At 72.7% G+C, this 13,884-nt stretch carries 12 protein-coding genes; 1 reads left to right on the forward strand and 11 read right to left on the reverse strand.

The genetic code is table 11. The features are described from left to right. The 8 genes from M8C13_RS42460 to M8C13_RS42495 form a co-directional block, all read right to left on the reverse strand. Window positions 1-1,866, reverse strand: a 1,866-nt coding sequence (locus tag M8C13_RS42460) for a DUF4157 domain-containing protein (RefSeq protein WP_252486513.1), incomplete at its 3' end; no start/stop codon positions are given. After that, on the reverse strand, window positions 1,863-2,111 hold the full coding sequence (locus M8C13_RS42465; RefSeq protein WP_252486514.1) for a hypothetical protein: 249 nt from the start codon (window positions 2,109-2,111) through the stop codon (window positions 1,863-1,865). The genes M8C13_RS42465 and M8C13_RS42460, both read right to left, overlap by 4 nt. Then, on the reverse strand, window positions 2,102-3,991 hold the full coding sequence (locus M8C13_RS42470; RefSeq protein WP_252486515.1) for an ATP-binding protein: 1,890 nt from the start codon (window positions 3,989-3,991) through the stop codon (window positions 2,102-2,104). The genes M8C13_RS42465 and M8C13_RS42470 overlap by 10 nt, the downstream gene beginning before the upstream one ends. 17 nt (window positions 3,992-4,008) lie before the next feature. Continuing rightward, window positions 4,009-5,223, reverse strand: coding sequence for a Pvc16 family protein (locus M8C13_RS42475; RefSeq protein ID WP_252486516.1), 1,215 nt, complete (start codon window positions 5,221-5,223; stop codon window positions 4,009-4,011). Next, entirely contained in the window at window positions 5,220-5,903 is a 684-nt protein-coding gene (locus M8C13_RS42480) for a hypothetical protein (protein WP_252486517.1), read from the reverse strand. The genes M8C13_RS42475 and M8C13_RS42480 overlap by 4 nt, the downstream gene beginning before the upstream one ends. Next, window positions 5,896-6,615, reverse strand: coding sequence for a hypothetical protein (locus tag M8C13_RS42485; protein ID WP_252486518.1), 720 nt, complete (start codon window positions 6,613-6,615; stop codon window positions 5,896-5,898). The genes M8C13_RS42480 and M8C13_RS42485 overlap by 8 nt, the downstream gene beginning before the upstream one ends. Before the next feature lie 4 nt (window positions 6,616-6,619). Next, window positions 6,620-7,144 (reverse strand): phage tail protein, encoded by a 525-nt coding sequence (locus M8C13_RS42490; protein WP_252486519.1) that lies wholly within the window; start codon window positions 7,142-7,144, stop codon window positions 6,620-6,622. Between the two features lie 2 nt (window positions 7,145-7,146). After that, window positions 7,147-9,039 (reverse strand): phage tail sheath C-terminal domain-containing protein, encoded by a 1,893-nt coding sequence (locus tag M8C13_RS42495; protein WP_252486520.1) that lies wholly within the window; start codon window positions 9,037-9,039, stop codon window positions 7,147-7,149. 476 nt (window positions 9,040-9,515) lie between these two features. Here M8C13_RS42495 and M8C13_RS42500 point away from each other — a divergent pair, with 476 nt between their 5' ends. Further along, window positions 9,516-9,974, forward strand: a complete 459-nt coding sequence (locus tag M8C13_RS42500) for a helix-turn-helix domain-containing protein (RefSeq protein ID WP_252486521.1) — start codon at window positions 9,516-9,518, stop codon at window positions 9,972-9,974. Between the two features lie 50 nt (window positions 9,975-10,024). Here the strand turns inward: M8C13_RS42500 and M8C13_RS42505 are convergent, their stop codons facing one another. Genes M8C13_RS42505 through M8C13_RS42515 form a run of 3 tightly spaced genes read right to left on the reverse strand, consistent with a single transcriptional unit; the run spans window position 10,025 to window position 13,883 of the window. Then, on the reverse strand, window positions 10,025-10,705 hold the full coding sequence (locus M8C13_RS42505; protein WP_252486522.1) for a response regulator: 681 nt from the start codon (window positions 10,703-10,705) through the stop codon (window positions 10,025-10,027). After that, a complete protein-coding gene (locus M8C13_RS42510) occupies window positions 10,702-13,254 on the reverse strand; it encodes a sensor histidine kinase KdpD (RefSeq protein WP_252486523.1) in 2,553 nt (850 codons plus the stop codon). The genes M8C13_RS42505 and M8C13_RS42510 overlap by 4 nt, the downstream gene beginning before the upstream one ends. A gap of 38 nt (window positions 13,255-13,292) precedes the next feature. Then, window positions 13,293-13,883: a potassium-transporting ATPase subunit C gene (locus tag M8C13_RS42515; protein ID WP_252486545.1), complete on the reverse strand. Its 591-nt coding sequence runs from the start codon at window positions 13,881-13,883 to the stop codon at window positions 13,293-13,295. Window position 13,884: the final 1 nt, after the last annotated feature.

The following is a 13,884-nucleotide window of genomic DNA, read 5'->3' on the forward strand; positions in this document are numbered from 1 at the left end:
ACCCGCGGGCGCAAAGGCGGAGGCGGGGGAAGCGGGGGCGGGGGCGGTGGAGGCGGGGCCAGCGGGCGCAGGGGCAGGCCCGGCTGGAGCAAGGCCAGGCCCGGCGGCGGCGGGGCCAGGCGTGGCGGCGGGGGCAAGTGTGGCGGCGGGGGCAGGCGTAGCGATTTCCGGGGCTAGGTCGGTGGTTTCCGGGGCTGGGACGGCGGTTTCCGGGGCTGAGGCGGCGGGCTCGGCGGCCGCGGACAGCGGACCGGCGGGCTCCGGAGCGGAGGTCGCCGGGGCTGCGGCGACCGGCGAGCGGGTCTCGGCAACGAGGGGCTCGGCGACGGATGGTGCCGCGGCGGGCGTTCCCGGGATCGCGGGTTCTGCCGCCGCGGGCTCCTGTTCCGCCATGGGCGTCGCCGGATCGACGGTCGGCTGCTCGGGCTCTGGATCGTCCACTTCGGACGGTTCGGGAGTCTGCTCCGCCTTGGTCGGCGGCGGTGCGGGGAAGCTCGGAACCGGCGGCGTCCCGCTCGCGGACAGCGTCACCTGATCCGCCGTCGGCACCCGGGAGACATCCAGGTCAGCCGCTGGAAGGTGGTCCTCCGGCTTCAGCTCGGGCTCGACCGGTTCCGGGGGCGGCTCGGGGTCCGGGGTGTCCACTTCGGACTCGGCGTCCGGTTCGAGGCCGAGGGGTTTTTCCTGTTCCGGGGGCTCTTCGCGGTCGAGCAGGCCGTGGCGGGCCAGGGGGCTGTCGGGGCCGGTCACAGCGGCTTCGACGCGTTCCGGCTCGGCCGGGGGTTGCTGGGGTTCGGCTCGGGGCGCGATGGGGGCCGGGGTGGCGCCTGCCGGGGGCGCGGAGGCGGCCGGAAGCTGGGCCGCGGGCTGGGGGACGGCTTCCTGCGCCGGGGCGGGTTGTTCGGCTGGGGGCGTCTCCTGCTTCGCGACGTCTTCCTGCTCGGCGTCCTCCTTCTTCTCCTCTTCAGGCTCCTTCTCCGGCTCCTCGGGCTTGGGCTCCTCGGGACGCGGCTCCGGCTCGGGTTCCGGTTCCGGTTCCGGCTCCACTTCCGGCTCAGGCTCCGGTTCCGGTTGCGGCTCCGGGGTTTCCACCACCGGCTCGGGGACGGCACCGGTCTCCACCTCCGGAGCCGCCGCCGACTGGTCGACCTCCGCCAGCAGCGCCAGCACCCGCCGGTACTCCGGGGACGGCAACCGGTTCTCCAGCCGCGCCAGCACCGTCTCCCGCAGCTCCGGCGTGAACCGGCCCAGCTGCGCGCGCACCCGCCCCGCCGCGTCCGTCGGGTCCCCGCGCAGGCTCCGCAGCACCGCCGCCACCAAGCGGTCCACCAGCGTCGCCGGGTCCAGCTGCTCGGTGCGCAGCTGGTCGGCGGTGACCGTGGCATACCGCATCCAGCCCGCCGCCCTGGACTTCTCCCTGACCTCACCGGGAGCTTCCGCCAGGGACTCGGCCTCGCGTTCGGCCGGTTGGTCCGGGGTGCTGACGGCGCCGGGATCGCGGCCCGCGGCCAGGTCGCCGAGGGGGTGCGGGGTCTGGATGGTGTGCAGGAGCTCGTGGGTGAGCAGGTGCCTGCCCTCGACGGTTTCCGGGCGGTAGCGGCCTTTGGCGAAGAAGATGTCCTGGCCGACGGTCACCGCCTCGGCCCCGACCAGCTCGGCGACCGTGGCGGCGTCGGTGTCGGTGTGCACCCGGACGCGGCTGAGGTCGTGGCCCAGGCGGGACTCCAGCTCTCGGCGCAGGGCCGGGTCGACCGGGTGGCCGGGTGCGGCGAGCACCTCGCGTAGCTCGCGGGGCACACGAGTGGCGGTGGCGTCCGGTTTCTTCCGCTCCGAGGGCTTGGGCCCGCGGTCCAGCGACCTGGTCATGGGGCCGCCTCGATTAGTCCACTGTGGACTGCTCTGGCCAGCGCCTGGCCCAGCCCGCGGGCGGACCTGGTGGGCGGCAGCGGCGGCACCCCGCCCACCAGGTCGATCTCCCGGCCGGTGAACCGGACGGGATGTTCGGTGAGCAGCCTGGTCAGCTCGCGCTGGAAGGACTCGGCGACCCGCTCGGTGTCCACCCGGCCGAAGCCGGTGAAGGACAGCTCGCCGATCTCGATGTTCACACCCATCCGGCCACCTCCGGCGGGGTGAGCGCGCGCTCCAGCTTCAGGTACTCGGTGCGCGCGGCGGCCAGCAGGTGCCGCATGCCCAGCGCGGCGCCCTCCTCGGCGGCCAGGAAGGCCGCGGACAGCGCGACGTTGCGGATGCTGCCGCCCGCCACCGTCAGCTGGGCCAGCCGGGCCACGTCCAGGCCATCGGTCGGAGTGGCGGCCGGGATCACGCGGCGCCAGATCTCGGCGCGTTCGGCCGGGCCGGGGAACGGGAAGTCGACCACGAACCGGATGCGCCGCAGGAAGGCCGAGTCCAGGGCCTTCTTCATGTTGGTGGTCAGGATGGCCAGGCCGCGGTAGGACTCCATCCGCATCAGCAGGTAGCTGACCTCGATGTTGGCGTAGCGGTCGTGGCTGTCCTTGATCTCGCTGCGCTTGCCGAACAGGGCGTCCGCCTCGTCGAAGAGCAGCAGCGCGCCGCCGCGCTCGGCCGCGTCGAAGACCCGGCGCAGGTTCTTCTCGGTCTCGCCGATGTACTTGCTGACCACCTGGGACAGGTCCACCACGAACAGGTCCAGGCCCAGCTGACCGGCCAGCACCTCGGCGGCCAGCGTCTTCCCGGTGCCACTGCCCCCGGCGAAGAGCGCGGTGACGCCCAGCCCCCGGCGCAGCACCCGCTCGAAGCCCCAGTCCTGGTGCACCACCGCGCGCTGCCGGACGTGCGCGATGATCTCGGTGAGGATGGTGCGCTGTGCCTGTGGCAGCACCAGGTCCGCCCACTCCGCGCGCGGCGCCACCCGCCGCCCCAGCTCCTCCAGCGCAACCCTGGCCTGGTCCAGACCGGCCTGCCAGGCCAGCGCCGCCGGATCCCCGCCCTCGCCCGCGCCCCGGCGCACCGACTCACCGGCGGCCCTGATCACGTGGCCGGGCAAGGAGAACTGGGCGGTCAGCCGGCGCAGATCAGTGCCGGACATGGCCGCGCCGGAGCCGTTGAGCGCACCGGCCCACAGCTCCCGCTGCTCCTCCTCGGTGGGCGCGGGCACCGTGATCCGGACCCCGATGTGGTCGCCGGAGACCGGGTCGGTGCTGGAGACCACCACCGGCGCGCCGAGGCCAGCGGTGAACCGCGCCACCGCCGCCCGCCGGTTCGGACTCGGCTCGGCGACCTCCAGCAGCAGTGCGCCCGGCAGCAGCAACGCTTCCCGCTCCCACAGCCGCCCCAGCAGCTCCCGCTCGGCGGGGTCGCCCGGCAGGTCCTCCGCGCGCAGCACGTGCAGGGACAGCCCGCCCTGTTCGGCGGCGGCCGCGGCGACCTCCCAGCGAGTGCGTTCGTCCGCGCCGACCAGCTCCGCCGGTGGCCGGCCGCCGGGCTCGTGCCAGTGCGCGAGCAGCTCCCGCGCCGCCTGCCACTGCGAGTCCGGCAGCTCCGCCTCCGCGCCGACCCGGCGCAGCAGGCCGTGCAGCCGACTGTCCACATAGGGCAGTCCGACCAGGAAGTGCAGCACCCGCTCGCTGATCCGCAACCGCGCCGTGGTCAGCGAGCCCGGGTCCAGCTCCAGGAGCAGCCAGCGGCGTAACGGCGCGACCGGCGGCAGCGCGCTCCAGTGCGGTTCGGCCAGCGCGGCCAGGGCCAGGGAGAAGGTCGGGTAGCCGCGTTCCGGATCACCGGCCGCGGCGGCGCAGCGGGCCGCGGTGCTGGGGTCCAGCTCCATCGCCGCGCACAGCAGCAGCACGTCCCGCTCGAAGCCGGACAGGCCGAAGCACACGCACAGGGCATCCAGCGTGGTCAGTTCCCCTGACGCGGCAACGGGTTCGACCGCTGGGCCGAGACCGGCGGCGTGCGCGTCCAGGCGCGCGAGCACCCGGCGCACCGCCGTGACCACCGCGTCCTGATGCACCCGCCGACCCCCTCTCCTCAGCCGGTGATCTCCACGCTCGGTCCGGTGAACGCGCCGTCGGCGAACTCCAGCGGGCTCTGCGCGCCGTCCACCTGCACCCGCACCAGGTAGCGGCCCGGCGCCACCTCGTTGATCGGCACGGTGAACTCGTGCCCCGGCGCACTGCCGCTGAACAGCGGGAACGGCGCGGTGAACTGGTAGCCGCCCGCGTCGCTGCCGTCCAGCAGCAGCACCGCGCGCTGCTCCGGCCGCACCGGCAGGTCCACCCGGACCCGCACCTCACCCGGTTGCTGTTCCGCGCGCACCACCTTGGGCCTGCGCACGTACGGCGCGGCGTTGGACTCCAGCAGCGGCCTCGGCTCGCCTGCCGGATCGAGCTGGACCGGGTAGCGCAGCTGCACGGTGTGCACGCCAGGCGGCAGGTTCGCCGGCTGGCCCAGCACCACCTGGGCCTCGGCGATCCGGCGCACCGGCGCGGGCAGCCCGCCGACCAGCGCCACCGGGTCGGGACGGCCCAGGTTGAGGCCGGTCAGCACCAGGTCCCGGTCGCCGGTGATCGGCGCGGTGTCCGGCTGGGCGCCCGGCGCGGCCCCGGCCGGCAGCGAGAGCACCTGCTCGATCACCGGCCGCACGAACGGCTCGACCTGGATGTGCCTGCGCAGCACCGGTTTCCCGGTCTGCGGAACGCTGCGCCCGTCCACCAGCACCACCGAGGCCAGGTAGTACAGCGAGAGCGCGTACGGGGTCTGGAACAACATCGACCACAACTTCGACTGATCGTCCAGGTCCAGCTGGGCCGGGGTGAAGCGCACCTTGTGCGGCGCGGCGGCCAGGTCGCTGCCCGCCAGGTGCGGGTGGAACAGCGCGGCGTCCTCGATGTCCTTGCGGGACAGGATCGGCCCCTCGTGCAGCGCGCGCACCACGCTGCCCAGCAACCGCTGCGGCAGCGAACTGGCCTCCTCGCCGTGGAAGCTGACCAGGTAGTGCAGGTCGAGCGCGGCCTGTGGCCTGCGCAACACCGCGCCGTCCGGGTCCCTGGTGGGCGCGTCCGCGTTGCGCAGCGAGCCGTTCGGCGTGACCTGGTACAGGAAGACCGAGATCAGCGGGTCCGACGGCGGCTCGGTGGGCGGCTTCCGCGGATGCACGTTGACCGCGACGTCGATGTCCAGCGAGCGGGCCAGGTAGGCGCACAGCGCGTGCGTGACGTGCGCGACGGCGAGGGTGTTGCTCATCGGTCACCGCCGAGGTACTCGGCCAGGCCGACCGCCGGTTCCGCCCGCCGGGGCTGCTCCCGTTGCCGCGCCGGGGTTTCCGGCAGCGCGGCGGTGACCTCGACCCGGCCGATGGTGACCGTCACCGACGGCGCGGCCGGTTCCGGCGCGCGCCCCCGGCGGGAGGTCACCGCGGCCCGGAGCCGGGGTCCGGGCCGCGGTGGGGCTGCGGGGCCGGCCGACGCGGCTGGGGATTCCACATCGGCCGGCCCGTGGACAGGAGCGGCGGTAACCGGGATCCGCCGCTCCGTGATGGTCTTCTCGTGCACAGAACGGATCTCGTGGCGCACCGGTTCAACCACGGTGCGCACCGGCGGCAGCGCCGGCGTCGGCACCGGCCCGGCCCCGGCGGACGCGGTCGCCGACGGGCCTGCCGTCGGCGAGTGCGCCGGAACCGGTTCCGCCGAGGGTGCGGCGGCCGGTGGTGGGACGGCGCTCGGCGCTGCCGCCGGGCTCCCCGGGCCTACGACGCCCGGGGTGGTGGCCCGCGGCGGCTCGGCGGAGCCGGGTTCCGCCGCCGCGGGTTCACCGCGTTCGAACAGCTGGGCCAGCCGGGGTCGCACCGGCGTGGCGTCGGTGGGCAGGCCCGCGCCGGGCAGGCAGCGGGCGAGCAGGCGGTCGAGGAAGTCGGGCTCACTCATGGCCCACCAGCTCCAGGTAGTGGCGGCGGCGGGCCGGGCTCAGCGCGAGCACCTCCGGCTCGGTCCAGCCGTAGGCGCAGGCCAGCGCGTGCACCTCCAGGAGCAGGCCGCGGGCCCAGGAGTCCAGCTCGGCCCACAGGTAGCCGGCGATGTCCAGCAGCGCCCTGGCCCGGCTGCCGCAGGCCACACACGGCACGTCCAGCAGCACCTCGGCGGCCGGGTCCAGCTCGGCGGCGGCCGAGGCCACCGCGGCCCGCGCCGGCGGCGGCAGCTCGTCCGCGCCAACCGGTTTCCCGTTGTGGGTGGCGATCAGCACGATCCGGCGCAGCAGCTCCCCGCGCACGTCCCGGCCCGCCTGCCCCGCGGCCAGCACGTCGGCGGGCGTGGGTGGCCGCACCCGCACCCGGTAACCGCCGTGTTCCACCCAGACCGGTTCAGCGGCCGGGTCGATGGCCAGCACCGCGCCCGCGGTGAAGTCGAACTCCAGCTCCTCGGCGCAGCCCGGGCAGCACAGCCGTCCGTTGAGCCGGTCGCCGAAGAGCTCGCGGCGCAGGCCGAACAGCTCCCGGTCCCGCTGCCCGACCGGCACGCCGAGCAGCTCCTCCGCACCGGCAGCCGGGCGGGCCATCCGGTGCAGCAGCAGCGCCCGCTGGGTGTGCCCGGACGGCAGTCCGTGCTCCCAGGCCGCCAGCAGCTCGCTCGCCGAGGTCATCGGATCAGGCCGGGTTGCTGAGCGAGGGTTCCTCGGGCTCGGCGACCTCGTAGTCCCGTTCCCAGCCCTCGCACTCCAGCTTCAGGCTCTGGATGGCCACCGCGTTGGCGTTCGCGTCCAGCTCGCCCAGCACCTGGTACTCACTCGGCCACGCCCGGTAGACCTTGTACGCCAAGGCCACCTGACCTGCCTCGTTGAGCACCTGGATGACGATGTCCTTGCGGAAGTCGCGCAGTGAGACCTCCGCGCCCCTGCCCTGGCCGACCAGCCAGACCTTGTTCGCCCAGCGGTCGAAGTCCGGGTCGTGGGTGACCCCGCGCTCCAGGGTGATCGCCTCGAACTCGGTGCGGCCCGCGGACTTGCGCGGTGAGCTGGCGTCGCCGCCGCTGCGGTGCTTGACCACCTCGGTGGTGCGCTTGAGCGGGCTGATCTTGGACACGCCTGCCACCACGCGGCCGTCGCAGACCACCAGGAACTTGAAGTTCTTGTACGGGTCGAACCGCTGTGGGTTGACGGTGAACTCGGCCATCCCTACACCTCGATCTGTCCGGCGAGCTGTTCGATCTTGATGATCACGAACTCCGCCGGTTTCAACGGGGCGAAGCCGACCAGGACATTCACCACGCCGCTGTTGATGTCGTTCTGCGTCGTGGTGTCCTTGTCGCATTTCACGAAGTAGGCATCCCGGGCCGAGGTGCCCTGGAATGCGCTGCGCTCGAACAGCGAGTGCATGAATGCGCCGACATTCAGCCGAATTTGCGCCCACAAGCGTTCGTCGTTGGGTTCGAAAACGACCCACTTCGTGCCGCGGTAGAGACTTTCCTCGATCATCAGCGCGGTGCGCCGGACCGGCACGTACTTCCACTGCGAGGCGATCGCGTCCGCCCCGTCCAGGGTGCGCGCGCCCCAGACCACCGGGCCGATCACCGGGAAGGACCGCACGCAGTTCACCGCGAGCGGGTTGAGCAGGCCGTTCTCCGGATCGGTCATCGGCACGGTCAGGCCCTGCACCGCGCTGAGCCTGGTCTCGGTGCCCGCGGGCGCCTTCCACACGCCGCGTTCGGCGTCGGTGCGGGCCATCACCCCGGCGACCGCGCCGGAGGGCGGGAACGCGCGCAGCCTGCCGCTGAGCGGGTCGAGCAGCTGGAGGCGGGGGAAGTAGAGCGCGGCGTGGTCGCTGCGGATCGAGCCGAGGCGGTGCAGGTTCGCCCGCACGTCGTCCACACTCCGCCACGCCGCCGGGCTGTCCACCAGCAGGAACATCCGTTTGGTCCGGCACAGCCTGCTGGCGTGGCCGAGCACGTCGACCATCCGGGTCAGGCCGGTGTCGCCGGGCAGCGCGGCCGCCTCGGGCAGCGCGAGCAGACCCACGTCCTCGATGTCGCGCAGCGCGTATAGCCCGGTCTTGGCGCCCTCGTTGCCGATCAGCTCGGTGTGTCCGGGCAGGTCGCCGTCGCCGCCGGGGGTGCCGGGCGCCTGGCTCTCGTTCTCCGCGCCACCGAAGGCGTAGGCGGTGACGTTGCGCCCGCCGCCGAAGCCGAGGTTGTTGCCCACCGCGCCTTCCAGCTTGAGCACCACACCCGCGTCAGCCGCGCCGGAGACGACCTGCAGGCGCTGCCCGCGCACGGTGACCGTGGCCGCGCCGAAGGTCCGCTCACCAGGCGCGTCCGGCAGCGTGCGCAGCCGGTTCTCCAGCAGCAGCGCCAGCTCGATCAGGTTGGCGGGCTTGGGATCGCCCTGTTTAACCAGGGTCAGCTTGTGCACCGTCGACCCGCCGAGCACCGAGACCTCCAGCTCGCCGGAGGGGTCGGGCGGCCCGTCGGGGAACTTCGCCGAGGAGGTGCCGACCTGGTCCGGCCGCTGACCGGCCGCCGGGCTGCCCTCGACGGTGACCGTGACCAGCCGCGAGCTGCCGTTGACCACCTCGGCCACGTGCCGCTCGTGCTCGGCGTCCATGGACAGGTCGGTGAAGGACTCCCGCTGCCCGCTGGGGTGGGACAGGTGCAGGTTGAAGGTGGCATCCGGCGTCGGGGTGCCGTGGTCAACAGCGACGCGGAGCCCGTTTCCCCAGGTCCCGGGCTCGCGGGCGCGCAAGGTCAGCACGTGCTTCTTGCCGCCCTCGCCGCGGTTGTAGATCCCGGCGGTGGCGTGCTCGGCGCCCTTGGCGACCCGGACGACCACGGCGGTGCTGCCACCGTTGAGGAAGAACTGCTGCACCGCGTAGCTGACCGCGCTGGCGCCGGCCAGGCCGCCGAACCGGCGCTCGAAGCCGGCGAAGCTGGTGATCGTGACGGCCTCGTTGACCGGGCCGCGGCTGGTGTAGCCGACGAAGGCGGTCACCGAGGTCGACACCGCGGTGACCGTGCGGACGCGGCTGGGCAGCTCCTCGATGTAGACGCCTGGATAGGTCGGCGTGACGGGCATGCCACCTCCATTCCTCGAAACAGCGGCGTTCAAGGAAAAGAGCACATGCCGAAACAAGGCCCCCAGAAACCACGGCGAAAACGATCAACAGCACATCGCGATTGATCGCCTCAGCACGTGGAACGCGTCGGGATCCCCACCCCTTTTCCCCTCACACAACGGCCACACAAGGACCGTGGCCCAGTTTTGTGCCGCCCGCGGACGGGTGTCAACCGGTTCTGTGCTTATGCTGCCCGGAAGACCCGAGGATGACTCGAACGGCCCAACCGCGGCCATTTGGCCCATTCCCGGTAACTTAATCAAGTAAGTCCAGGTAACCGATCTTGGGGTGAATACGGGGAATTCCCGGAGGTCCACGCCGGACCGAAGAGCGCACCGCCGACCGGCCACACCGATCCTGACCCAGGCACCGCCCACCGACGACCCAGTTGCGCTTGCTTCGCCTGTTGCGGATAATTCGTTTAGCGGAGGTGCCCATGACAACACTGCTGAACGACCAGGTCCAGCCCGGTGAGGACGACGTCCGCACCGCCGACGTCGCCCTGGCCCGGGTCACCGACTACCTGACCCGGCACCCGGACGGCCCGAGGGAGGTCCGCCTGCGGGTGGCCGAGGACGGCGAGGAGCTCGTCGTGCCCCGCGGCGCGGTCGAGCTGTTCGCCCGCATCCTGGCGCACATGGCCGCCGGCCAGGGCGTTTCCGTGGTGCCCACCAACGCCGAGCTCACCACCCAGCAGGCCGCCGACCTGCTGAACGTGTCCCGCCCGTACCTGATCGGCCTGCTCGACGCCGGCGAGATCGACTACCGCAAGGTGGGCAAGCACCGCCGGATCCGGGTCACCTCACTGCTGGCCTACCTGCGCCGCGATGACCAACGTCGACGCGAGGCAGCCGACGAGCTGACCGCGTTGACCCAGGAGATGGGTCTGACCTGAGTGTCGTTCGTTGTGGTCTACGACGCGTGTGTGCGGTACCCCGGCACCTCTCACGGCTCGAAGCGGTACCCCATGCCGGGTTCGGTGAGCAGGTGCCGCGGGTGCGCGGGCTCCGGCTCGAGCTTGCGGCGCAGCTGCGCCAGGTACACGCGCAGATAATGCGTCTCCGTCGCGTAGTTCGGCCCCCACACCTCCTGCAACAGCTGCCGCTGCGCGACCAGCCGCCCGCGCCCGCGCACCAGCACCTCCAGCACCCCCCACTCGGTGGGCGTCAGGTGCACCTCCGCCCCATCCTTGAGCACCTTCTTCGCCGCCAGGTCCACCGAGAAGGAAGCCGTCTGCACCACGGGTTCCTCCTCCTCGCCGGTGTTGCTGGCGCGGCGGACCGCGGCGCGCAGGCGGGCCAGCAGCTCGTCCATGCCGAAGGGTTTGGTGACGTAGTCGTCCGCGCCGGCGTCCAGGGCCTCGACCTTGTCGGTGGAGTCGGTGCGGGCGGAGAGGACCAGGATGGGGACCCTGGTCCAGCCGCGGAGGCCGGAGATGACCTCGGTGCCGTCGATGTCGGGCAGGCCCAGGTCCAGCACCACCACGTCGGGTTTGCCCTCGGCGGCGGCCTTGAGCGCGGTGGCGCCGTCGTGCGCGGTCAGCACCTGGTAGCCGCGGGCGGTCAGGTTGATCCGCAACGCCCGCACGATCTGCGGTTCGTCGTCGACGACCAGGACCTTGGTCATCCGGCTGTCTCCTCTTCGGCCATCCGGTAGGCGGGCAGCGAGATCACCACGGTGAGCCCACCGCCCGGGGTGTCCTCGGCATGGATGCTGCCACCCATCGCCTCGGTGAATCCCTTCGCCACGCTCAACCCCAGGCCGACGCCCCGGGTGTCGCGGTCGTTCAAGCGCTGGAACGGCTGGAACACGGTGGCCGCGGCGCCCTTGGGCAGACCCGCGCCCTGGTCGACCACGCGCAGCTCGACCCGGTCGGCGTGCGCGCTGGCCCGCACCGCCACCACGGGGCCGTCCCGCCCGGCCCGCCTGCCGTGCCGCAGCGCGTTGTCCACCACGTTCGCGATCACCCGTTCCAGCAGGCCGACGTCGGCGCACACCGGGGCCAGGCTCTCGTCCACCTCGACCTCGACCTTGGCCGGGTCGTCCACGCCGCGCAGCGCCCGCGCCACCACCTCGTAGTAGCCGACCGCGCGCAGCTGCGGGGTCACCGCGCCGGTGGCCAGCCGGGAGGAGTCGAGCAGGTTGTCCACCAGTCCGACCAGCCGGTCCGCCGACTCCTCCACCGTGGCCAGCAGGTCAGCGGTGTCCACTTCGGACAGTCTGAGCTCGGGGTCGCGCAGGCTGCTGATCGCGGCCTTGATCGAGGTGAGCGGGGTGCGCAGGTCGTGGCCCACCGCGGACAGCAGCGCGGTGCGCAGTTCGGTGGTGGCCGCCTTGCGCTCGGCGGCCGCGGTCTTCACGGTGAGCCGCTGCTGCCGCAACGCCAGCAGCGCCTGCCCGGCCACCGCCTCCAGCAGGCCCCGGTCGGCCGCGGGCAGCGCGCGGCCCTTGAGCGCCAGGTGCACCTCGCTGCTGATCAGCACGTCCACGTCGGCCTGGTCCGGGTCAGTGGCCGGGTCGGGGCCCGCCGCGGCGACCACGTACCACTCGTCGTCCGCGCGCTCCTCCAGCATCGCCGCCGAGGTCAGCCCGAAGTTCTCGATGATCTTCTCCAGCAGCCGTTGCAGCGGCTCGGGATGGGTGAGCACGGTGCGCGCGTAGGAGGCCAGCAGCGCGGCCTCGGTGCGCGCCTTGGCCGCCTGCTCGGCCCGCCGCCCTGCCCGGTCCACCACCAGCGCGACCAGCACCGCGACCACCACCATCGCGATGATGGTGATCACGTTCTCCTCGTTGGCGATGTCCAGGGTGTACAGCGGCGGGCTGAAGAAGAAGTTCAGCTGCAACCCGCTGAGCACCGCGGTCAGCACCGCTGGGCCGACCCCGCCGATCAGCGCCACCACCACCACGGCCAGGAAGTAGCCGACCACGTCGGTGGAGATGCTCAGCGTCTCCTGCGCCACCACCCCGATCATGGTGACCAGCGCGGGCAGCAGCAGCGCGGCGACCCAGCCGAGGGCCTTGCGCCACGGCGTGATCACGCTGCGCGGCACGGTGCCGTGCCGCCGCAGCACGCCGCCTGCCTCGTCGTGGGTGACCATGTGCACGTCGATCGGCCCCGACTGCTGCACCACCCTGGACCCGACGCCCTCGTCGAAGGCGCGGGCCGCCCGGCTGCGCCGCGAGGTGCCCAGCACCAGCTGGGTCGCGTTGACCCCCCTGGCGAAGTCCAGCAGCGCGGTGGGCACGTCGTCGCCGACCACGGTGTGGAAGGTGGCGCCCACGTCGTCGGCCAGCTTCCGGCAGCGCGTCACCGCCTGCGCGGGCACCCCGGCCAGCCCGTCGCCGCGCAGGATGTGCAGCGCCAGGAGTTCCGCGCCTGCCCGGTTGGCGATCCGGCTGGCCCGGCGGATCAGCGTCTCGCTCTCCGGCCCGCCGGTCACCGCGACCACCACCCGCTCCCTGGTCTCCCAGGTGTCGGTGATCTCGTGCTCGGCCCGGTAGCGCTGCAACGCCACGTCGACCTGGTCGGCCACCCACAGCAGCGCCAGCTCGCGCAGCGCGGTCAGGTTGCCTGGCCGGAAGTAGTTGCCCAGCGCGGCGTCGATCTTGTGCGCGGGGTAGATGTTGCCGTGCGCCATCCGCCGCCGCAGCGCCTCCGGGGTGACGTCGACCAGCTCGACCTGCTCGGCCCGGCGCACCACCTCATCCGGCACGGTCTCCCGCTGCGGCACCCCGGTGATCCGCTGCACCACGTCGTTGAGCGACTCCAGGTGCTGCACGTTCACCGTGGACAGCACGTCGATCCCGGCCTCGAGGAGCTCCTCGATGTCCTGCCAGCGCTTGGTGTTGCGCGAGCCGGGCGCGTTGGTGTGCGCCAGCTCGTCGACCACCGCGACCTCGGGCGCGCGGGCCAGCAGCCCGTCGATGTCCAGCTCGGTCAGCTCCACCCCGCGGTGGCTCATCTCCTTGCGCGGCAACACTTCCAGCCCGCGCACCAGCGCCGCGGTCTTCTCCCTGCCGTGCGTCTCAAGGTAACCGACCACCACGTCGGTGCCGCGCTCCAGCCGCCGGTGCGCCTCGCACAGCATGTCGTAGGTCTTGCCGACGCCCGGCGCGGCGCCGAGGTAGATGCGCAGCTCACCCCGGCGCCGCCGCCTGCCGTACTCCTGGCTCACCGGTTCAGTCTGCACCTGGACCAGCCGGATCCTGGGCATCAACGCCGCGCGGCCTGCACGGCGAGGTTGAGCTTGAGCACGTTGACACCGGGATCACCGACTCCTCTGCTGGTGTTCTCCTCGACCAGCCGCCGCACCAAGGCCAGGTCAACCCCGTTCTCCCTGGCCACCCTGGCCGCCTGGAGCTCGGCGTAGGCGGGGCTGATGTGCGGGTCCAGCCCGGAGGCCGAGGCGGTCACCGCGTCCGCGGGCACCCGCTCCGGGTCGACCTGCTCGCGCAGCACGATCAGCGCCTTGCGCTCCTCGACCGCCTTGCGCAGGTCCAGGTTGTCGCCTGCCTTGTTGGAGCCGCCGGAGGTGGCGCTGTCCGCGGCGGCGGAGGGCCGGTTGTGGAACCAGCGGTCCTTGGCCGGGTCGTCCTTGGCTCGTTCATCGACCAGGTCGATGCCGATCAGCTCCGAGCCGACCGGCTTGCCGTCCTGGTAGATCAGCGAGCCTTCCGCGTTGGCCGACAAACCGGGCAGCCTGCCGACACCCCAGATGACCAGCGGGTACAGCACGCCCAGCAGTACGGTGAGCACGAGCAGGACGCGCAGACCGGCCATGGTCTGCTTCCAGAGGGTTCCGATG

The sequence above is a fragment of the Crossiella sp. SN42 genome, assembly GCF_023897065.1.
Classification (GTDB): Bacteria; Actinomycetota; Actinomycetes; order Mycobacteriales; family Pseudonocardiaceae; genus Crossiella.